Annotated in this window: 20 protein-coding genes and 8 tRNA genes; 27 read left to right on the top strand and 1 reads right to left on the bottom strand. The window is 54.1% G+C overall.

Annotated elements, in window-relative coordinates; all coding sequences use genetic code 11:
* Positions 1–116: 116 nt before the first annotated feature.
* From C162_RS00005 to C162_RS00075, 15 genes are all read left to right on the top strand, one after another.
* Positions 117–208: transfer RNA gene (locus tag C162_RS00005), tRNA-Ser, on the top strand.
* A gap of 24 nt (positions 209–232) precedes the next feature.
* A tRNA-Met gene (locus C162_RS00010) sits at positions 233–309 on the top strand.
* Between the two features lie 9 nt (positions 310–318).
* Positions 319–394: transfer RNA gene (locus tag C162_RS00015), tRNA-Val, on the top strand.
* Positions 395–427: 33 nt separating this feature from the next.
* Positions 428–503: transfer RNA gene (locus C162_RS00020), tRNA-Thr, on the top strand.
* A gap of 18 nt (positions 504–521) precedes the next feature.
* Positions 522–599: transfer RNA gene (locus tag C162_RS00025), tRNA-Asp, on the top strand.
* A 27-nt stretch (positions 600–626) separates the two neighbouring features.
* Positions 627–702 (top strand) — tRNA-Phe (locus tag C162_RS00030).
* A 5-nt stretch (positions 703–707) separates the two neighbouring features.
* A tRNA-Tyr gene (locus C162_RS00035) sits at positions 708–790 on the top strand.
* An 11-nt stretch (positions 791–801) separates the two neighbouring features.
* Positions 802–874 (top strand) — tRNA-Lys (locus C162_RS00040).
* A 146-nt stretch (positions 875–1,020) separates the two neighbouring features.
* The gene (locus C162_RS00045; RefSeq protein WP_036690032.1) at positions 1,021–2,121 is read left to right on the top strand and encodes a PucR family transcriptional regulator; all 1,101 of its coding nucleotides are present in this window, start codon (positions 1,021–1,023) and stop codon (positions 2,119–2,121) included.
* A 109-nt stretch (positions 2,122–2,230) separates the two neighbouring features.
* A complete protein-coding gene (locus C162_RS00050; RefSeq protein WP_036690034.1) occupies positions 2,231–3,352 on the top strand; it encodes an ABC transporter ATP-binding protein in 1,122 nt (373 codons plus the stop codon).
* Between the two features lie 229 nt (positions 3,353–3,581).
* Complete coding sequence (hprK, locus tag C162_RS00055) at positions 3,582–4,520, top strand: HPr(Ser) kinase/phosphatase (RefSeq protein WP_036690036.1); 939 nt, start codon at positions 3,582–3,584, stop codon at positions 4,518–4,520.
* A gap of 12 nt (positions 4,521–4,532) precedes the next feature.
* Entirely contained in the window at positions 4,533–5,564 is a 1,032-nt protein-coding gene (lgt, locus tag C162_RS00060) for a prolipoprotein diacylglyceryl transferase (protein WP_036690037.1), read from the top strand.
* An 8-nt stretch (positions 5,565–5,572) separates the two neighbouring features.
* The gene (ppaX, locus tag C162_RS00065; protein ID WP_036690039.1) at positions 5,573–6,232 is read left to right on the top strand and encodes a pyrophosphatase PpaX; all 660 of its coding nucleotides are present in this window, start codon (positions 5,573–5,575) and stop codon (positions 6,230–6,232) included.
* Positions 6,229–6,720, top strand: coding sequence for an acyltransferase (locus C162_RS00070; protein WP_036690040.1), 492 nt, complete (start codon positions 6,229–6,231; stop codon positions 6,718–6,720). The genes ppaX and C162_RS00070 overlap by 4 nt, the downstream gene beginning before the upstream one ends.
* Positions 6,720–7,877, top strand: coding sequence for an acyltransferase (locus tag C162_RS00075; protein ID WP_036690042.1), 1,158 nt, complete (start codon positions 6,720–6,722; stop codon positions 7,875–7,877). Before C162_RS00070 ends, C162_RS00075 begins: the two co-directional genes overlap by 1 nt.
* 86 nt (positions 7,878–7,963) lie before the next feature.
* On the opposite strand, the gene gntK is transcribed toward C162_RS00075, so the two are convergent.
* Positions 7,964–9,502 carry a gluconokinase gene (gntK, locus tag C162_RS00080; protein ID WP_036690121.1) on the bottom strand — a complete coding sequence of 513 codons (1,539 nt, stop codon included), beginning with the start codon at positions 9,500–9,502 and terminating at the stop codon, positions 7,964–7,966.
* 269 nt (positions 9,503–9,771) lie between these two features.
* Between gntK and C162_RS00085 the strand changes: the two genes are divergently transcribed.
* From C162_RS00085 to trxB, 12 genes are all read left to right on the top strand, one after another.
* A complete protein-coding gene (locus tag C162_RS00085; protein ID WP_036690122.1) occupies positions 9,772–10,989 on the top strand; it encodes an ATP phosphoribosyltransferase regulatory subunit in 1,218 nt (405 codons plus the stop codon).
* A gap of 60 nt (positions 10,990–11,049) precedes the next feature.
* Positions 11,050–11,694, top strand: coding sequence for an ATP phosphoribosyltransferase (hisG, locus tag C162_RS00090; RefSeq protein ID WP_036690044.1), 645 nt, complete (start codon positions 11,050–11,052; stop codon positions 11,692–11,694).
* A 37-nt stretch (positions 11,695–11,731) separates the two neighbouring features.
* Complete coding sequence (hisD, locus tag C162_RS00095; protein ID WP_036690045.1) at positions 11,732–13,042, top strand: histidinol dehydrogenase; 1,311 nt, start codon at positions 11,732–11,734, stop codon at positions 13,040–13,042.
* Entirely contained in the window at positions 13,029–13,640 is a 612-nt protein-coding gene (gene hisB / locus C162_RS00100) for an imidazoleglycerol-phosphate dehydratase HisB (RefSeq protein WP_036690047.1), read from the top strand. Before hisD ends, hisB begins: the two co-directional genes overlap by 14 nt.
* Before the next feature lies 1 nt (position 13,641).
* Positions 13,642–14,262 carry an imidazole glycerol phosphate synthase subunit HisH gene (gene hisH / locus C162_RS00105; protein ID WP_036690049.1) on the top strand — a complete coding sequence of 207 codons (621 nt, stop codon included), beginning with the start codon at positions 13,642–13,644 and terminating at the stop codon, positions 14,260–14,262.
* A gap of 42 nt (positions 14,263–14,304) precedes the next feature.
* Positions 14,305–15,054, top strand: a complete 750-nt coding sequence (gene hisA / locus C162_RS00110) for a 1-(5-phosphoribosyl)-5-[(5-phosphoribosylamino)methylideneamino]imidazole-4-carboxamide isomerase (RefSeq protein ID WP_036690050.1) — start codon at positions 14,305–14,307, stop codon at positions 15,052–15,054.
* Positions 15,055–15,079: 25 nt separating this feature from the next.
* A complete protein-coding gene (gene hisF / locus C162_RS00115; RefSeq protein ID WP_036690052.1) occupies positions 15,080–15,838 on the top strand; it encodes an imidazole glycerol phosphate synthase subunit HisF in 759 nt (252 codons plus the stop codon).
* Positions 15,835–16,554, top strand: a complete 720-nt coding sequence (gene hisIE / locus C162_RS00120; RefSeq protein ID WP_036690054.1) for a bifunctional phosphoribosyl-AMP cyclohydrolase/phosphoribosyl-ATP diphosphatase HisIE — start codon at positions 15,835–15,837, stop codon at positions 16,552–16,554. Before hisF ends, hisIE begins: the two co-directional genes overlap by 4 nt.
* Positions 16,555–16,568: 14 nt before the next feature.
* The gene (gene hisJ / locus C162_RS00125) at positions 16,569–17,396 is read left to right on the top strand and encodes a histidinol-phosphatase HisJ (RefSeq protein WP_036690055.1); all 828 of its coding nucleotides are present in this window, start codon (positions 16,569–16,571) and stop codon (positions 17,394–17,396) included.
* 22 nt (positions 17,397–17,418) lie between these two features.
* Positions 17,419–18,366: a ribose-phosphate diphosphokinase gene (locus C162_RS00130; RefSeq protein WP_036690058.1), complete on the top strand. Its 948-nt coding sequence runs from the start codon at positions 17,419–17,421 to the stop codon at positions 18,364–18,366.
* 203 nt (positions 18,367–18,569) lie between these two features.
* Positions 18,570–20,018: a tetratricopeptide repeat protein gene (locus C162_RS00135; RefSeq protein WP_235218322.1), complete on the top strand. Its 1,449-nt coding sequence runs from the start codon at positions 18,570–18,572 to the stop codon at positions 20,016–20,018.
* Between the two features lie 46 nt (positions 20,019–20,064).
* Complete coding sequence (trxB, locus tag C162_RS00140) at positions 20,065–21,018, top strand: thioredoxin-disulfide reductase (protein ID WP_036690059.1); 954 nt, start codon at positions 20,065–20,067, stop codon at positions 21,016–21,018.
* The last annotated feature ends 34 nt before the right edge of the window (positions 21,019–21,052 follow it).

The following is a 21,052-nucleotide window of genomic DNA, read 5'->3' on the forward strand; positions in this document are numbered from 1 at the left end:
GCTGACCAATACTAATCGGTCGAGGGCTTATCCAAATTTCTAACACGCAGATTCGTTTCGGATTCAGTTTTCAGGAATCAAGTTCCTGTGCGGATTTACATGGCTACCATTAATTTGGAGAGATACCCAAGTGGCTATAAGGGGACCCTCTGCTAAGGGGTTAGACTGCGTAAGCGGTGCGAGGGTTCGAATCCCTCTCTCTCCGCCATTATAAATCCAATACTTGTAGTGTGGCGGCGTAGCTCAGCTGGCTAGAGCGTACGGTTCATACCCGTGAGGTCGGGGGTTCGATCCCCTCTGCCGCTACCATACATACCCGGAGGCTTAGCTCAGCTGGGAGAGCATCTGCCTTACAAGCAGAGGGTCGGGGGTTCGAACCCCTCAGCCTCCACCATTTTTATTTTTGAATTGTATTGCCTTACACCGTGCCGGTGTAGCTCAACTGGTAGAGCAACTGACTTGTAATCAGTAGGTTGGGGGTTCAAGTCCTCTCGCCGGCACCATTTTTAAGAGCAAATTGTGGAACCGTGGTGTAGTTGGCCTAACATGCCTGCCTGTCACGCAGGAGATCGCGGGTTCGAATCCCGTCGGTTCCGCCATTTTTTTGTTTTTCAGGCTTTTTTCATGGCTCGGTAGCTCAGTCGGTAGAGCAAAGGACTGAAAATCCTTGTGTCGGGGGTTCGATTCCCTCCCGCGCCACCATACATGGAGGCTTAGCGAAGTGGCCAAACGCATCAGACTGTAAATCTGCTCACGTACGTGTTCGGTGGTTCGAATCCATCAGCCTCCATCCCTTTTTATGAGCCATTAGCTCAGTTGGTAGAGCACCTGACTTTTAATCAGGGTGTCGAAGGTTCGAGTCCTTCATGGCTCATCTTAAATCAAACGGTCATCACTTTAGGTGGTGGCCTTTTTTTGTATTTGATATATGTTTCAATAATGCTCATAAGCGCAAATTCCGCATTTTACAGCAAAATATGATAAAATAAGCGAAAAAAGCAAAAGTGGTGGAGAATGGTGATGATGGATAGTGAGGGTTTGCGTCAAAAATTGGAGCAACTCACCGGAAAGAGGACCGGAATCAAGCAGCTGGGGAGGCAGCATTCCGCTTCACTTTTTGGCATAGGTACGGATAAGGATCAGGAATTGCCGGTCATTCATGAGGGATATCTTTGGCTTCCCCTCTATGAGAATGATGGCCGTGTTACAACAGTATGGGTGGAGACAGAAGGGCTGTCACCGCTTGAGCTGCAATTGGTGAATTATGCCGGGCGCAATTTTGCGGTAGCACTGAAGGCAACCGGCTTCAAGGAAGAAGGAGAGATGGAGGCAAGGCAGCTTAGCGGATGGCTGAACGCCCAACTGGAGCAGGAGAAGGACGATGCGGAGATCCCGGATGAAATCTCACTGAAGGGCCGGCTGTTCGGAGATATGATTCCCTTCATGCTGGTAAGCGAGAATGTTCATAATCCGCAAATGACGTATCGCTCCTTAATGAAGCTGCTGCGCAGTTATTTCGAGAATGATGTATTGCTGGTTCCTCTGCAGGATAAGGAATGGTTAATTTTAGCCCGTAAGGAACTCCTCACTGACGGAGATGATAAAGAGGATGAGGAAGAGAGTGCTGAGGATTTGCTGTCACAGACTTCTATGGGGCTGCATGAACTGATTGCGAGCGAGTGGGTGGGCGTCTTTCATCTTGCAGTCTCTCCAGCCATTATTCCGGTTAAAGGTCTGACAGGAGCAGTCGCCTTGCTGCGGGAGACTATTATTCTTGGCCGCATCTTCCAGGTAGGGGATTACATTCATCTGCCGTGGGAGCTGCACATGGAGCGGCTGGTTAACAGTATTCCAGATGACCGGCGGAGACAACTGCTGGGCCAGATCGGTGATTATACAGCGGTACTGGCGGATAAGGAACTGCTACTGACGCTGGATACCTTTTTTGAAATGGACTGCAATGTCAGTGAAACCGCCAAGAAGCTGTACATTCACCGTAACACGTTGCTCTACAGGCTGGACAAAATCAAACAGGAAACGGGTGCCGATGTCCGCAGCTTTGGGGATGCCGCTATTGTGAAGCTTGCCATGTTATTGTATAAAGTGACGAAAAGAAAATAGGTTTTTTGTGAACCTTACAAATAGCCATGAGGCCGGCTCTGGGGTAAGATAAGTGTACAAGAAAGCGTTTGATTTTCTAATCCAATAATAGACTCGAGGGGGAAATACAATGGCAGGCGTACGTTTAGAGCATATTTTCAAAAAATACCCGGGTTCCGATAAAGCAACAGTAATCGATATCAATCTTGATATTAAAGATAAGGAATTCCTCGTACTGGTTGGTCCTTCCGGTTGCGGTAAATCCACAACCCTGCGTATGATCGCTGGTCTGGAAGAAATCTCTGAAGGTAAAATGTACATTGGTGACCGTGTAGTGAATGACGTTGCTCCTAAAGACCGTGATATCGCGATGGTATTCCAATCCTACGCCTTGTACCCGCACATGAGTGTATATCAGAACATGGCTTTTGGTCTGAAACTGCGCAAAGTGAAGAAAGAAGAAATCGACAAGAAAGTGCGCGAAGCAGCAAGAATCCTGGATATCGAGCATTTGCTGGATCGTAAACCTAAGGCACTGTCTGGTGGTCAACGTCAGCGTGTCGCTCTAGGCCGCGCTATTGTCCGTGATCCACAAGTCTTCTTGATGGATGAGCCTCTTTCCAACTTGGATGCTAAACTTCGTGGTCAAATGCGTGCTGAAATCACTAAGCTGGTTAAACGCCTTGAAACCACTTGTATCTATGTAACGCATGACCAGACAGAAGCAATGACAATGGGTGACCGTATCGTAGTTATGTACGACGGTATCATTCAGCAGGCTGCTTCCCCTGAAGAACTGTACAATGAGCCTACGAACCTGTTCGTAGCCGGATTTATCGGTTCCCCTACAATGAACTTTATCAACGGAACTCTTTCCGAAGTGAACGGCGCTGTTCGTTTCCGCGCAGAGAACCTTGATGTTGAAGTTCCAGGCGGCAAAGCTACAATCCTGCGTAACAAAGGCTTCATCGGTAAAGATGTAATTATGGGCGTTCGTCCAGAAGACATCCATGAAGAGCCAGTATTCCTGGAAGCTTCCCCTAACACAATCTTCACTTCGATGGTTGATGTTACGGAAAACCTTGGTCATGAAATGCTTCTCTACTTGAGCGGTCTTGGCAATAACACTGTAATTGCGCGTGTAGATGGACGTTCCACTACCCGTGAAGGCAGCAAGCCTAGATTGGCCATCGACATGAACAAAGTCCACATCTTCGATAAAGAATCCGAACTTAACGTTCTGCTGGGATAAGATCTCTGCAGGGTGAACATAGTTTATAATGAAGAAAGCCGCCTGGTTAGGCGGCTTTTTCTTGTAATGATCATGGTGGATTGGAACGATAACAGCTGGGGTTAAGATTGCATTCACTGGCATAATCCATTAAGATAGCAGGAGAATTACCTGTAGCTGGAATGGATAAAGATGTAACCGGTATGCGGGGAAGCGGCATAAGCCGCGGGTGACGAAAGGACGGACATATATGGCTAAGAAGGTAAAAGTATCGGAATTAGTGCAGCATTTTCAATTAGAGGTAGTATCCGGACATGATGGTCTGAAGAGACCGATAACAGTGGATGATTTGAACCGTCCCGGGCTGGAAATGGCCGGTTATTTCGAATATTATCCGGAAGAACGTGTGCAGTTATTAGGCAAAACAGAGCTGGCGTTCTTCTCTATGCTCTCAGAGGAAGAACGGAAAAGCCGGGTACGCGGAATCTGTAACGACAATACCCCGTGTATCGTCATTACTCGTGGGCTGGATATTCCGCAGGAGCTTGTGGATATCAGCAACGAAAAGGGACTTCCGGTGTTGCGCAGCTCAATGGCGACTACGATTTTCTCAAGCAGACTGACCAGCTTCCTTGAGGGCAGACTGGCACCGACAGCAACAATTCACGGTGTTCTCTGTGATGTGTATGGGGTAGGGATGCTGATTACAGGCACCAGCGGCATTGGTAAAAGTGAAACAGCGCTTGAACTGGTTAAGCGCGGTCATCGCCTGATTGCCGATGATGCGGTGGAGATCCGCCAGACCTCGGATAATCAGCTTCATGGTACCGCACCGGAATTGATTCGTCACCTGCTGGAGATTCGCGGTGTAGGGATTATCAATGTTATGACGCTCTTTGGGGCAGGCGCTATCCGTAACCACAAGCGGATTACACTGGTGGTTAGACTGGAAGCCTGGCAGCAGGACAAGCAGTATGACCGTCTGGGACTTGATGAGGAGACGACACGGATTATTGATACCGATGTGCCCCTGGTTACCATCCCTGTCCGTCCGGGACGTAACCTTGCTGTCATTATCGAGGTGGCTGCGATGAATTACCGGCTCAAGCAAATGGGCTTCAATGCCGCGCTGCAATTTACAAATAAACTTACAGCCACCATCTCAGAAGATATGGATGATCTGGATTAGGAGTGTGAGAGCATGTTTTATTCACTAGCGATTAACCCGATTGTCTTCTCTATTGGATCGCTGCCGGTTCACTGGTATGGCCTGATTCTGGGTCTTGGTGCGCTTACCGGGTTATTCCTATGTATTCAAGAAGGCAAACGCTTCAACATTCCACAGGAGTTCTTCATGGATATGCTGTTGCTGGGTTTGCCATCGGCTATTATTGGGGCGCGTCTATACTTCGTAGCCTTCAAGTGGGAAGACTATAAGGATAACCTGCTTGATATCTTCAAGGTGTGGAATGGCGGTATTGCGATTTATGGCGCCTTAATCGGTGCGATTATCTGCGCGATTATTTATTTCCGCTATAAAGGCTACCCGTTCTGGCGTATCGTGGATATCTGTGCTCCCGGACTGCTCGCCGGCCAGATGATCGGCCGCTGGGGGAATTTCATCAACCAGGAAGCCTATGGCGGCGTGGTAGAGGAATCGTTCCTGCGGGATAAGCTGCATTTGCCGGACTTTATCGTTAATCAAATGTACATAGGGGATGCTTTTCACCATCCAACCTTCCTGTACGAATCACTCTGGAGTCTGCTGGGCATTTTGCTCCTCTTGGTGCTGCGCCGCCAGAAGTTCGTACGTGCCGGAGAAATCTTCATGTCTTACTTCATCTGGTACTCCATCGGCCGCTTCTTCATTGAAGCTCTGCGTACGGACAGCCTTGCCTTTGACGGCAGCAGCGGTGTGGCAGCCTTCATTAACGGGCTATGGAGTCCGATGAAGTGGATGGGCTTCGAGCAAGGATACCTTGATCCGGCTTACGGGAATATCCGCATCTCTCAGCTGCTCGCGCTATTCATCATTATTGCTGCCGTTGCCTTGATTATTGTTCGGCGGGTAAGTGGTCAGCCGAAGGATCATTACCTGGACCCGATCATTAGCACCAAACCGGCAGCAGCGGATACTGTGGTTCCAGAGAGTGCTGCTAATACGCCTCAGAAGCCTTCTCAGCCTGTTCAGCAGGTGGAAGATCCCTCTGAAGATAAGGAAACAAAGGAGTAATACAATCAATGATAGAATGCGTGTTATTTGATCTGGACGGAACGATTGTGAATACGAATGAGCTGATTCTTAATTCATTCATGCATGCGCTGAAGGAGAATAATCTGCCGGTTCTGACCCGTGAACAGATCATTCCCCTGATGGGAACTACACTTCAGCAGCAGCTAGGCGCGTTCTCCGGCCTGGAGCCGAAGGATATAGAAGTGCTGGAACGGTCCTACCGTTCGTACAACAATGCGCATCACGATGAGCTGGTCCGTTCTTTTCCAGATGTGAACGAGACGATGGAGGAGCTGCAGCGCCGGGGGATCAAGCTTGGGGTGGTGACCACCAAGATCCGGCCTAACACATTGAAGTCGCTGGAGATGTTCGATCTGCTAAAATATATGGAGACGATTGTTACGGTGAATGATGTGACTCATCCGAAGCCACATCCGGAACCGGTGCTCACGGCAGTTGCCAATCTGGGTGTTGATCCGGCCAAGACACTGATGGTAGGTGACAGTGCTGTCGATATTCAGTCTGCGAAGGCAGCAGGAGTTCGTGTAGCCGCTGTAGCCTGGTCGCTTAAGGGTGAGGCTGTGCTGCGCACCTATGAACCGGATTACATCATCCAGGAGATGAAGGACTTGTACTCTATTGTGGAGCAGGAGACTATGCAGCCGTGAGAAAGATAAGCCGTTATCCCGTGGAGGGGCATAATTCGCTCTGGCATATTTACCGTACGGTCAGCCCATGGAAGGGTGTGCGCAATTTTATTTTTATCCAGATTGCCCGTTATTGCCCGATTCTGCCGCTCAAGAACTGGATTTACCGCCGGGTGCTCGGGATGAAGGTAGGCAAGCATACTGCGTTTGGACTTATGGCGATGGTGGATGTTTTTTTTCCGGAGAAGATCTCTATTGGGGAGAACACGGTTATCGGCTATAACACTACGATCCTGGCCCATGAGTACCTCATCAAGGAGTACCGGCTGGGTGAAGTTATTATCGGCGAGAATGTAATGATTGGAGCTAACACGACTATTCTCCCTGGGGTTACGATTGGGGATGGGGCTACGGTTGCGGCGGGATCGGTGGTTCACAAGGATGTTGCTGCCGGTTCGTTCGTCGGGGGGAATCCGCTCCGCGAGCTGCGTAAACAGGAGGAATCATAATGGCTCAAAAAGAAAGAATACCACAGCTTGATATTTTTCGGGCAATCGCTATTTTTGCGGTGATCGCCATTCATGCCACTTCACGCACGTTGGCTGAGACACTGGGCACTTCCATGTTCGCTCCGTTTCTGTTCATAAATAAGTTCAGCCAGTTTGCGGTGCCTTCCTTTATATTCTTAAGCGGGTTCGTCCTCTTCTACAATTATATTGACCGTCCGCTGGGCGGGAAGGTGCTGGCCAAATTCTACAGCCGCAGGCTGATCTATATTATTGTGCCTTATCTTGTGTTTACGGTACTGTATTTTGGACTGAAAATGACGGCTGGTCATACCTGGGGGATGCCTCTTCAGGAGATGGGCGGGAAGTTCTTCAAGTATCTATGGACGGGTACGGCGTATACGCATCTCTACTATATCATCATCATTATCCAGTTCTATCTGCTGTTCCCGCTGATACTCTGGTGTCTGCAGAAAGTCCGGCATCTCGCGGCCTGGGCACCAGTGATTGGGCTTGCGTTACAGTGGGGCTTCGTGCTGCTTAACAAATATATGGTGAACCACGGGTATTGGCAGTTGTCCAAGGGGAGTCTGGCCATTACGTATTTCTCGTATTTCCTGCTGGGTGCGGCGATTGCGATCTACTACAGCTCTCTGAAAAAGTGGCTGATTCCCTCCCGCGAAGGCTGGCGTTCAGGTAAAGGTATGGGCTGGATGGTACTGTGGCTCTTATGGGCCGCTGCCGGGGCTTACCATGTGGTATTGTGGTATAACAACTATACGAAGAAAACATTAATCAACAGTCTGTGGTATGAAGGGTTCTCGAACCTGCATGCCTTACTCTCTTGTCTGGTACTGTTTCAGCTGTCCTTCCTGCTGTACGGTGCAGGACGAAGCGTGCTGACAAGATTGCTGCTCTCGGCTGGGGCGTGCTCCTTCGGTATCTATCTGCTCCATCCGCTGCTGCTGTTCATGTACCGGAAGCTGCCGTTCCACGGCGGATCGCTGGCCTATACGGCGGCAATAGCGGGCGGCTGGCTGGTAGCCCTCGTGGGCTCCTGGCTGGTGGTTGCGCTTGCCTTCCGTTATGTGAAGCCGGCCTGGATGGTGTTCGGCTCCGCACCGCAGAAGCCGGCAGCAGCGCCAAAGGCGACAGTGTAGACTTAGTAATATATTAAAAGCGCCGGCTGGCCGCAGATGCGGCTGTCCGGCGCTTTTGCTGTAAACAGGCGGTTCTGAAGAGCACATTAGCCGCGCTGTTCCCCGGCCTGCTCGCGCTGGAAGTCGGCGATAGCCTGATACTGATCCTCCAGACTGCGGGATACTGAGATGAAGATGGGCAGCAGCTGTTTGTAGGCTTTGGCATGGGCAGTAACCGGCTCATGCCGGTGAGTGGAGCCAATCATGCTGTAGACAGCATCGAAGGAATCAATCCGCCGGATGGCGTATAATCCCAGGACGACTGCGCCGAGGCAAGAGCTCTCAAAGCTCTCAGGGACGACTACCTCCTGATCAAAAATATCCGCCATCATCTGCCGCCATAACGCCGAGCGGGCGAAGCCGCCGGTAGCCAGGATTCTAACGGGCTCGCCGATGCATTCCTCCATGGCCAGCAATACAGTGTACATATTGAAGATGACACCTTCCAGCACCGCACGAATCATATGCTCCTTACGGTGATGCATGCTTAGCCCGAAGAAGGAGCCGCGGGCATCGGGATTCCACAGCGGTGCGCGTTCTCCGGTTAGATACGGGTGGAAGAGAAGTCCGTTGCTGCCGGGCGGCACTTGCTCAGCGATCCTGGTTAATACTTCGTAGGGATCAATGCCCAGGCGCTTCGCGGTCTCTACTTCAGATGCGGCGAACTCATCACGCACCCAGCGGAAGAGCATCCCGCCATTATTCACGGGGCCGCCGATTACCCAATGCTTGTCTGTCAGGGCGTAGCAGAATATCCGTCCTTTGGGATCGGTCAGCGGATGGTCAACTACAGTACGGATGGCACCGCTTGTGCCTATCGTTGCAGCGATTACCCCCGGCTCCATGGCCCCTACGCCCAGGTTAGACAGAACGCCGTCACTGGCGCCTGCGACAAACGGAGTGTCCTTGAGCAGACCGAGCTTTCCGGTAAGCTCAGGAAGCAGTCCCTGCAGGATATGGGTGGTCGGGACCGGACGGGATAGGCGCTCCGGAGTAACACCGGCAATCTGGAGCGCCTCCTCGTCCCAATCGAGCTTCTCCAGATTGAACATGCCGGTGGCAGAGGCGATGGAATGGTCAATCACATATTCGCCGAACAGCCGGAAGAAGATATATTCTTTGATGGAGATGAACTTGTAGGTCTGACGGAACAGCTCGGGCTGCTCCTCCCCCAGCCACATCAGCTTGGTGATTGGAGACATAGGGTGTATGGGCGTTCCTGTCCGCAGGTACAGCTCATGTCCGTTCAGTTCGTCCTTCAACCGCCGGGCACAGCGGCTGCTCCGGTTATCGGCCCAGGTAATGCAGGCGGTCAGCGGCTTACCCGCAGGATCTACAGCAATGACGCTATGCATAGCGGAGCTGAAGGAGACCAACAGAATGTCTTCAGGTGCGGCAAGGCTCTCCTGCATGACCGCTGCTATGGTATGAATTACGGCTTCCAGAATCTGCTCCGGGTCCTGTTCTGCGACAGAGGGGGAGGGCTGATGCAGCGGATAGCCCTGATTGCTCTGAGCGACAATCGTTCCGTTCTCCTCAAAGAGGACAGCCTTCGTGCTGGTGGTTCCAATATCAACGCCAATCATATAGGATGTACTCAAGCCGTCAGTCCTTCTTTCTGCTTCTGAATTAGATACCGGGAATACTTCATGGAGGAAATAAAGTACAATCATATTAACCTATTATATTCGCCGCTTATCCCGGTGGCAAAAGGAACTCTGTAATTCAAGCGAATTGTTGACGCAAAAGGATAGTCCGTGATACGATATTGCCACTGCTTTACTTTGCTACCACTTTACCATGATAAAGTATTCAAAGATACTCTTTAACATATCCGATGAGGTGAACAATGAAGATGGCCAAACCAAAAGGATTTGAAAAGCCTGCCGGCGTAAGGGATTATCTCCCGCGTGCGGTAACGAAGCTGCGCAAGATCGAGAAGGATGTACTTCACTGTATGAGCCGCTGGGGCTACCGGCAGATGATTACGCCTACTCTTGAATATTACGATACGGTCGGTGTAGCCAGCTCTACCTCCGATCAGAAGCTGTATAAATTGCTTAACAACCGTGGGCAGGCGCTGGTGCTGCGTTCAGAGATGACGGCACCTGTAGCCCGAGTAGTCTCCTCATTATTGAAGGATGAGCCGCTGCCGCTGCGTCTGTCCTACCATGCCAATGTCTTCCGGGCGATTGAAGAAGAGGCCGGGCGGGAGGCGGAATTCTTTCAGACCGGTGTGGAGCTTGTCGGTGATGATTCACCGGAGGCTGACGCAGAGGTAGTCGCGCTGGCGATTGCTTCACTACAGGCGGCAGGCGTAAAGTCTTTTAAAATAGCTATTGGACATGTCGGCTTCCTCGACGGTCTGTTCCAGGAGGCGGTATCCGGCTTACCGCAGGCTCAGGAGGAGCTGAAGAGCCATCTGCTCAGCCGCGATTATGTAGCCTTCCGCGAGACGCTGCGGCGTCTTGAGCTATCCACTGCACAGAAGCAGGAGCTGGACGGACTGCTGCGGCTGCGCGGCGGGAAGGAGATCTGCGGACAGGCGCTGGAGCTGAGTAACCATCCGGTGGCGCGCGCGTCGATCGAGCATCTGTGCAAGGTATGGGAGGTGCTGGTGGCTTACGGTGTCTCGCAGCATGTGCTGATTGATCTGACGATGATCGGTGATTTCTCTTACTATACAGGCATGACCTTCGAGGGATATGCTTCCGAGCTGGGCTTCCCGGTATGCAGCGGCGGCCGGTATGACAACCTGTTGCAGCAATTCGGGCGTCCGATTCCCTCTACCGGCTTCTCTCTGAAGACCAACCGTATTTTGGATGGAGTCTCCGGGCTGCCAGAAGAGGAAGAGCTGCCGGTTCTGGTCCAGTATGATGCACTGCGGCGCCAGGAGGGTCTTGCCGAAGCAGCGAGGCTGCGGTCGGAAGGGCATGTTGTGGTCACGCGGCTGGCAACCGGTCCGGAGGAGCTGAAGACCGTGAAGCGGCTGGATGCGGATACTATTCAGGCAGAGGGCGAGCTGTACGGCGAGATATACACGTTCGTGTCGTTTGTCAGCGAGCATGGGTGAGCGGAGCTGCTACAGGTAATTTTGAAATGATGATTTAACATGAAACGGGGGCGGGTATTGATGGCACAGATTCTTAAGGTAGCCATGCCGAAAGGCCGGATTTACAATAAAGCGGCAGAGCTGTTCCGCCAGGCGGGACTGCCGATTCCTCCGGACGGAGAAGAGTCGCGCAAGCTGGTAATTTCATTGCCGGAGGCCGGAATGGAGTTCATTCTGGCCAAGCCGGTGGATGTGCCCACTTATGTAGAGTATGGAGTGGCGGATATCGGTATTGTCGGTAAAGATGTATTGCTGGAGGAGAGCCGTGATGTGTACGAGCTGCTGGATCTCGGGATTGCCCGTTGCCGGATGTCGATTATCGGGCTTCCGAACTGGCAGCCGGGCATTCAGCAGCGGGTAGCCACCAAATACCCGAACGTGGCTTCGCGGTATTTCCGTGAGCAAGGCCAGCAGGTGGAGGTTGTGAAGCTGAACGGCTCCATTGAGCTGGCACCGCTGATCGGGCTGGCTGACCGGATCGTAGATATGGTAGAAACTGGCCAGACACTGAAGGATAACGGTCTGGTGGAGATGACGAGCATCTTCGAGATTACCAGCCGCTTGGTGGCGAACCGGGTGAGTTACCGGATGAAGAATGCTGAGATTCAGCAGCTGTGCGACCGGTTGCAGGCTGTTATTGCAGAACCGGGGTTGCAGGTACAATAATATAAGCAAAACTATAGAGCTCAAGGGGGAAGCGGCGGTGAAGATCCAGTCCAGTAAGGAATTTAAGCTGCAGCGTGAGGTGGAATATGGCACGCCGGAGCAGAACAAGGCCGTACGTGAAATCGTGGCCGATATCAAGCGGGAAGGCGACGCGGCACTGCTCCGGTATACGGAGCGCTTCGACGGCGCTGCACTGACGCCAGCGCAGCTGTGCGTAACGCCGGAGGAGCTTGAGGCCGCCTATGGCCGGGTAGAGGAGTCCTTCGTGACAGCAATTCGCGCAGCAGCCGTGAATATCCGTGCGTTCCATGCGCGGCAGAAACGCAATTCCTGGATGGATCTGCAGCCGGACGGCACGATTCTCGGCCAGATCATCCGCCCGCTGAAGCGCGTGGGCGTCTATGTTCCCGGCGGCAAGGCGGCCTACCCGTCCTCGGTGCTGATGAACGTGATACCGGCACAGATTGCCGGGGTGCCGGAGATCGTGATGGTGACGCCGCCTTCGACGGGCGGCTCTGAAGGCATTGATCCTTATATTCTCGTGGCCGCCGCTGAGGCGGGCGTACACGAGATCTACCGCGTAGGCGGCGCGCAGGCCGTCGCCGCTCTCGCCTTCGGCACGGAATCCATCGTGCCGGTCGACAAGATCTGCGGGCCAGGGAACATCTACGTGGCCCTGGCCAAGCGCGAGGTCTACGGCGCTGTCGACATCGACAGCATCGCCGGACCGAGCGAGATCGTCGTGCTCGCCGACGATACCGCCGAGGCCGCCTACATCGCGGCCGACCTGCTCTCGCAGGCCGAGCACGACGAGATGGCGTCGGCGATCCTCGTGACGCCGTCGCAGCGTCTCGCGGAGGCGGTGGCTGCCGAGGTTGAGCGGCAGCTGCAGGCATTGCCGCGCGAGGCGATCGCGCGGGCCTCGGTGGAGAACTACGGCGCGATTATCGTCGTAGACTCGCTTGAGGAGGGCATCTCCGTGGTGAACCGGCTGGCGCCGGAGCATCTGGAGATTGTGGTGAACGACCCGATGGGGCTGACCGGCGCAATTGAGAACGCCGGGGCGATCTTCCTCGGGCCGTACAGCTCGGAGCCGGTCGGCGACTACTTCGCCGGACCGAACCATATTATACCGACGAATGGCACAGCGCGGTTCTCCTCCCCTGTAGATGTGGACGACTTCATCAAGAAGTCCAGCCTGATCTATTACAGCAAGGAGGCGCTGCTACGGGACGGGGCGGCGATTATGGAGCTTGCCCGGCGCGAGGGGCTGGAAGGCCATGCACGCGCCATCGAAATCCGGCTTACGAACGAAGCGAAAGGTGGAGATACTAATGGAGAACAATAACAACGAATCGGCGCTGCGTAAGGCCGGACTTAGCCGTACAACCAATGAAACGGACATCAAGCTAACCTTTGCCGTGGACGGCAGCGGGGACTGCGAACTGGAGACTGATGTGCCGTTCCTGAATCATATGCTGGATCTGTTCACGAAGCATGGACAATTTGACCTCTCGGTGCAGGCGCGGGGAGATATCGAGATTGATGATCACCATACGGTGGAGGATATCGGTATCTGTCTCGGACAGGCCCTGCGTGAAGCGCTTGGCGATAAAAAAGGTATCAAGCGGTACGCCAGTGTCTTCGTCCCTATGGATGAGGCGCTTGCCCAGGTAGTGATCGATATCAGCAACCGGCCGCATTTCGAATACCGGGCAGCCTATCCTTCCCAGCAGGTAGGCAGCTTCTCAACAGAGCTGGTAGAAGAATTCCTCTGGAAGTTCGCGCTGGAGGCGAGAATTACGTTGCATGTCATCGTTCATTACGGCTCTAATACCCATCACATGATTGAAGCGGTCTTCAAGGCGCTGGGACGGGCACTGGACGAAGCGACTATCGTTGATCCCCGGGTGAAGGGCGTGCCTTCAACGAAGGGAGTGCTGTAGGATGGCCGTTGCAATCGTCGATTACGGCATGGGCAACCTGCACAGTGTCAGTAAGGCCGTAGAGCGGCTGGGGTATACGAGTCTTGTAACCTCGGACGCCGCCGAGATCCTGGCGGCAGACAGTGTCATTCTGCCGGGAGTCGGTGCCTTTGGCGATGCGATGGAGCACTTACGGGAGAGTGGAATGGACGATGTTGTCCGGGCCGCGGCGTCAGCGGGCCAGCCGGTGCTGGGCATCTGCCTCGGAATGCAGCTGCTGTTCAGCAGCAGCGAGGAGCATGGCGAGCATAAGGGGCTGGAGCTTCTGCCCGGCGCAGTGGTGCGCTTCGCCCCCCGGGACGGCTACAAGGTACCGCATATGGGCTGGAACAAGCTGAGCTTCCGTCAGCCGGAGAGTCCGCTGCTGGCAGGTCTGACGGAGGGCCATGTGTACTTCGTGCACTCCTATCATGTACTCGCGGCGGACAGCGATCTGCTGGCCGTCACAGACTATGGACATCCGGTAACGGCTATAGTGGCGCGCGGCAATGTCTACGGCATGCAGTTCCACCCGGAGAAGAGCGGGGAGCTTGGCATCAAGCTGCTGGGTAATTTCCTGCAGCTCCGGGCACAGCAGGCGTAGCCTGCCTGAATCACTAATTTGCAATGAAAGCGGGGAGTATTCATGTCTTCTTTTATCCTATATCCGGCGATTGATATCCGGGACGGCAAGTGTGTCCGGCTGCAGCAGGGTGATTATGCCCAAGAGACGATCTATAACGATAGTCCGGTAGAGGTGGCTAAGTCATGGGAAGAGCAGGGCGGGCAGTATATCCATCTTGTGGATCTGGACGGAGCCAAAGCAGGCTGTCCTGTGAATGATGCCATTATTGGAGCTATTGCTAAGCATGCGAATGTTCCTGTACAGGTCGGCGGCGGTCTCCGTACACTTGCCGATGTCGAGAAGCTGCTGGGCCTCGGCGTCAGCCGGGTGATTATCGGAACGGCTGCCATCAATGATCAGACTTTTACAGAAGCGGTTCTTGCCAAATACGGCGACAAAGTTGCCATCGGTATCGATGCGCGTAACGGCTTCGTGGCAACCCACGGCTGGCTTAATACCTCGGAGGTGCGCGCGGAAGACCTGGCTAGAGAGCTGGCTGCCAAGGGCGCTGAGACTTTCATCTATACCGATATCTCCCGCGACGGGATGATGCAGGGGCCGAACGTGGAAGGCATTCTGTCTATGGCCAAGGCAAGCGGCCGCAGCGTAATCGCCTCCGGCGGCGTGACCAGCCTTAATGATCTGCAGCGCCTGAACGTACATAGCGGCAGCGGGATCGGCGGGGCGATTGTGGGCAAGGCGCTGTATACCGGCAATATTAATCTGGCTGAAGCGCTGCAGACCCTGGGCCAATCCTCTGGATTGCGGTAAGTCTATACTAAGGAGGGGTCTTGGCATGTTGGCGAAACGGATTATTCCCTGTCTGGATGTGAAGGACGGGCGTGTGGTAAAAGGTGTGAATTTTGTGAATCTGCGCGATGCCGGAGATCCGGTGGAGCTTGCTGCACTGTACGACCGCGAGGGAGCGGATGAGCTGGTATTCCTCGATATTTCCGCTTCTGTGGAAGGCAGGGCGACCATGATTGAGGTGGTGCGGCAGACGGCGGGTGAGATTGCCATTCCCTTCACGGTGGGCGGGGGCATCTCGACCTCTGATGATATGAAGCGGATCCTGCGTGCCGGAGCGGACAAGATCGGCATTAACACAGCTGCTGTAAATAACCCCCAGCTGATTCTGGAGGGGGCCCGTCACTTCGGCTCCCAGTGCATTGTAGTGGCGATGGATGCCAAATATAATGAGGCTTGGGGCGAATGGGAAGTGTATACGCACGGCGGACGTACGCCCACGGGTATCCGGGCTTTGAACTGGGCTAAGGAAGCTGAGCGGCTGGGGGCCGGCGAGATTCTGCTTACAAGTATGGACGCGGACGGGACCAAGGACGGCTTCGACCTGAAGCTGACAGCGGCGGTCAGCGACCTGCTGAGTATTCCTGTCATTGCTTCTGGCGGGGCCGGGAGAATTGAGCATTTCTATGATGTATTTACGGAAGGCCGGGCAGATGCCGGACTTGCGGCAACCATTTTTCACTATAAAGAGATTGCTATTCATGATCTGAAGGCTGATCTGAAGCAAAGAGGAGTAGAGATCCGATGAGCGAGGACAAGAAGGATATCGTACTAAGCCAGCAGGAGGCAGTGTCCGGCATCCGCTGGAATGAAGCAGGCCTGCTGCCTGCTGTCATTCAGGATGCGCGCACCCTGGAGGTATTAATGTTCGCCTATATGAATCCTGAGTCGCTGCAGCGCTCACTTACGAGCGGCCAGACCTGGTTCTGGAGCCGTTCACGCAGCGAGCTGTGGCATAAGGGGGGGACGTCCGGCAATACGCAGGCGATTACCTCGATCCAGTACGATTGTGACAACGATACGCTGCTGGTGAAGGTAGTGCCGGAGGGTCCGGCCTGCCATACCGGGGAGAACAGCTGCTTCTTCCGCGAGATTCCGCTTGATTCACCGGCAACCGTAACTGACACTGCCGGGGCTGCCGTGAATGCTGCTGAAGCAGAGAGCGGCCGATTTGCGGTACTCGGTGAGCTGGAGCGTGTCATTGCCGAGCGTGAGGTGAACCGTCCGGAGGGAGCGTATACCACCTATCTGTTCGACAAGGGCGTGGACAAGATCCTGAAGAAGGTCGGTGAGGAAGCCTCCGAGACGATCATTGCCGCCAAAAACAAAGATAATGCTGAGCTTCGCCTGGAGGTCAGCGATCTGATCTATCACCTGCTCGTGCTGCTGCAGGAGCGCAAGCTTCCGCTGGATGAGATTCTGGAAGAGCTGAGCGCCCGCCATGAACGGCCGCGTCGGGATTAGGAGGAACTTTCAGCATGCACATCGATTATCATACCCATCATGAACGCTGCGGCCATGCGGTCGGGAAGCTGGAGGAGTATGTGCAGCGGGGCATCGCTCTGGGGCTTGAGCAGCTCGGGCTGTCGGATCATCTGCCGCTTATCCATGTCGACCCGGACCGCTACTATCCCGAGATGGCTATGCCTCTTGCGGAGCTTCCGCGATATGTGGAGGAATGCCTGTCGCTGAAGGAGCGCTACCGGGGCACGATTGAGCTGCGGGTCGGGCTGGAGGCGGATTATATTGAGGGGTATGAGGAACAGATCCGCGAGCTTTTGGCACCCTATCCGTGGGATTACCTGATTGGTTCGGTGCATTTCCTGGGAGAATGGGACATTACCGACCACCGGCAGACCCATGGCTGGGAAGGCCGGGATGTAATGGCGGTATACCGCCGTTATTATGATGCTGTACAGAAGTCGGCGTTATCGGGATTATATGATATTATAGGACATATGGACGTCATCAAAAGGTTCGGTTACGGCCCCCGGACGCCGGAGGACCTGGCGGAGGCCAGAGCGCTTGAGCTGGATACGCTGAAGGTCATCGCCCGCAGCGGAATCGCCATGGAGCTGAATGCTTCCGGGCTGACCAAGCCGTGCGCCGAGATGTTCCCGGCAGAGCATGTTCTTGTTCAGGCGCTGGAGCTGGGCATTCCGCTCACGGTTGGCTCTGATGCGCATGATCCCATGAAGCTGGGAGACGGCTTACCAGAGGCCCGGGACATGCTCTGGCGCACCGGCTTCCGCGAGCTGGCCGTTTTTGAAGGACGCCGCCGTACCAATGTGCCGTTAGCATTATAAATTATAATCCCAGGAGGGTACTATGCATCATCAATTACGGATTTTTTCCGGTTCGTCGAATCCGAAGCTTGCCGCTGATATTGCGGAGCGCCTTGGTGCGCCGCTTGGCCAGATCAAGCTGACCCGTTTCAAAAGCGGCGAGATTTATGTGCATTATGAAGAGAGCATCCGGAACTGCGACGTATTTTTGGTGCAATCCCTGGCTCATCCGATTAACGAGCTGTTTGTTGAGCTGCTGGTCATGATTGATGCCGCCAAGCGCGCATCGGCCAGAACGGTGAACATTATCGTTCCTTATTACGGGTACGCCCGGCAGGAGCGCAAATCAGCACCGCGTGAACCAATCTCGGCCAAAATGGTCGCCGATGTGCTGACCACCGCCGGTGCAACGCGCGTAATTACCATTGATCTGCATGCCGCAGCCATACAGGGATTCTTCAATATTCCGGTCGATCATCTGACCGCGCTTGATCTGATCAGCGGTTATCTGAAGGTGAAGGGTCTTACCGATCTGGTCGTGGTCTCCCCGGATGCGGGACGCGCATCCATGGCGGAGAAGCTGGCCAGCCGCCTGGATTCGCCGTTCGCCATCATGATTAAGAAGCGTCCGGCTCATAATGAATCGGTGATCACCCATGTCATTGGTGATGTGGAAGGCAGGACGCCGATCATTATCGAGGATCTTATTGATACCGGAACGACTATCGTCAATGTGGTGGAGGGCCTGAAGGAGCGGGGGGCGCGGAACAGCATCGTCTGTGCTACACACGGACTGTTCTCCGGAGATGCGCTTGCGCGGATGGACCATCCCAATATCGACGAGATTGTCATTACCGATTCCATTGCCCTGCCGGACGAGCATTCCAGCAGATTCGCAGTGCTCTCGGTAGCCCCCATGCTGGCGGAGGCCACGCGCATTATCATCGAGGGCGGTTCCATAGATAAGCTATTCAGAGACGCGGGGATTTAACTCCCGCGTCTTTTTTGTGAATGAGATGTGAGCAGGCCCTAAGGCTGTATTTTTCCAATCTTTTCACTCCCGTTAGCACTCTCTTGAGATTGAGAATCTCGTTGCCACATGTGGTATACTGTGTGAAGAAGACAGCCGAGACCATAAATGGAAACGAACAGGTAAGGCTAGGGAAGCTGACAAAAGGGAGGTGCCTTGCTTCCATGATTGAGAGAACTTCAGAGAATGTCGCGGAGAACAGTAACATCATTCCGGTCACTCTGGATGCCAATTTTTTCTTTGAAAGAGCCGTTCGGTCGCTGGACCGCTTTCAATATGATAAGGCATTAAGAAATTTTCGCAAAGCTGTTGAATATGAGCCGGATAATCCGGTGAATCATTGCAATATGGCGGGTATATTATCTGAGATGGGCAATTATACCGCATCTAACGAGATTCTTATCCATGTTCTGGAGAAGATCGACCCTGCTATGACGGAATGCCATTTCTATATGGCTAATAACTTCGCTAATATGGAAAGCTTTGAAGAGGCGGAGCGTTCGCTGGTCACCTACTTGGAAGAGGATGCTGACGGCGAGTTCATGACCGAATCCGAAGAACTGATGGAGCTGCTGCAATATGAGCTGAACCGGCCTGCTCCGCTGGTGCGTATCCGCAGCCGTGAGGGAGTCGTAGAGCATGACCAGGCGCGAAGTCTGCTGGAGGAAGGCAAGTTCCCTCAGGCTGTAGAGCTGCTGGAGGAGATCATTGCAAGCACCCCGGATTTTTTGGCTGCGCATAATAATCTGGCACTCGCCCATTTCTATATGGGCCGGTTCGCCAAGGCGAAGGAATGTCTGAATGAAGTGCTCAAGCAGGACCCTGGCAATCTGCACGCTCTGTGCAATATGGCCATCTTCCTGCAGTATGCAGGGGACAAGGGGCAGCTTGAGACGCTGCTGGGGATGCTTGAAGCAACGGTGCCGTTCCATCAGGAGCATGTATTCAAAATGGCCACAACCATGGGTATCCTGGGCCGGCACACCGCCGCTTACAGCCATTTCCGCCGTCTGCTGAAGGACGAGGAGGTCGCCGGAGACGCCGGGCTGTATCATTATTGTGCAGCGGCGGCAAGCAATAGCGGAAGACTTGATGAGGCGCTGCGCTGCTGGAGACAGGCAGCCAAGCTGGACCCAGCTTCCGCTGTCCCTGCGTTCTTCCTGTCCCAGCTCCAGCAGGCCCGTGCAGAAGGACATCCTATGCCTACTGTCAGCTATAATTATCAGCTGCCCTTCCAGGAGCAGCTGAAGCAGTGGAAGGGCAATACAGGCAGGTTCACTGAAGAAGTGCGGAATAATCCGCTGCTGCGCGCCTCGTTCTTCTGGGCGCTGCGCTACGGCGATTCCGCTACGAAGCTCCAGGTGACCGAGGCGCTTCGCTGGATTGAGGACGAGGAGATGTCAGAGGTGCTGCGCGGAGTTCTGGAGCAGGAGCCGCTGCAGGAGGACCGCCTGCAGGAGGCAGCATTGTTCAGCCTCCAGCGGCTGATCGGGGAGAACCTGAATGAAGCCGGCAGCTCGCCGGGTGAAGAGCAGGAGCCTGCGGCTGCTCCCGGACCCAAGGGGATACTGCCCGGAACCGGCGGCTTAACGCCGTCCACTACCCGTATTTGAAGCAATTGCTGTTGTAAGAACATCTACTTGTAAGGAGGCCAATGTAATGTACAAAACGATTGTAATCGGAACAGGCCCGGCCGGGCTGACTGCTGCCATTTATCTGGCGCGTGCGAACCTGAGCCCGCTGGTAATTGAAGGCTTGCAGCCTGGGGGACAACTGACAACGACAACAGAAGTGGAGAACTTTCCAGGCTTCCCTGAAGGGATTCTGGGTCCGGACCTGATGGACAATATGCGCAAGCAGGCAGAACGCTTCGGCGCTGAATTCAAGAACGGCTGGGTGGAGTCGGTGGACTTCTCACAGCGTCCGTTCAAGGTAACAGTGGACGGAATGGGTGTACTGGAAGCGGAGTCAGTCATTATTTCAACCGGGGCCTCTGCAAGATATCTGGGCATCCCGGGCGAGCAGGAGAATGTGGGCCGTGGGGTCAGCACCTGTGCGACCTGTGACGGCTTCTTTTTCCGTAATAAAAAGATTGTCGTCGTCGGCGGAGGTGACTCTGCCATGGAGGAAGCCAGCTTCCTGACCCGTTTTGCTTCCAGCGTAACGCTGGTTCACCGCCGTCCCGAGCTGCGGGCCTCGAAGATCATGCAGGACCGGGCGCGTGACAACAGCAAGGTAACCTGGGCCTTGAACCGCACACCGGTAGAAGTAACGGTAGGAGAGACCGGAGTGAAGGGTCTTACGGTGCTTAATAATGAGACAGGTCTGACAGAGCTGGTAGAGGCAGACGGTGTGTTCGTAGCGATTGGACACACACCGAACACAGCCTTCTTGGGCGGGCAGATCAATACGGATGCTAATGGCTATATCGTGGTGAATCCGGGTACCACCGAGACCAACATCCCGGGTGTATTCGCCTGCGGCGATGTGCAGGACACCCGTTACCGCCAAGCGATATCGGCAGCGGGAACCGGCTGTATGGCCGCTATGGATGCCGAGAAGTTCCTGGAAGGCACAATTGTGCACGACTGGAGCGAATCGCTGGACAAATAACGGGTTTACAACAATTACCCGCACAGGTAAAATG

The organism is Paenibacillus sp. FSL R7-269, assembly GCF_000517865.1.
Taxonomy (GTDB): domain Bacteria; phylum Bacillota; class Bacilli; order Paenibacillales; family Paenibacillaceae; genus Paenibacillus_AQ.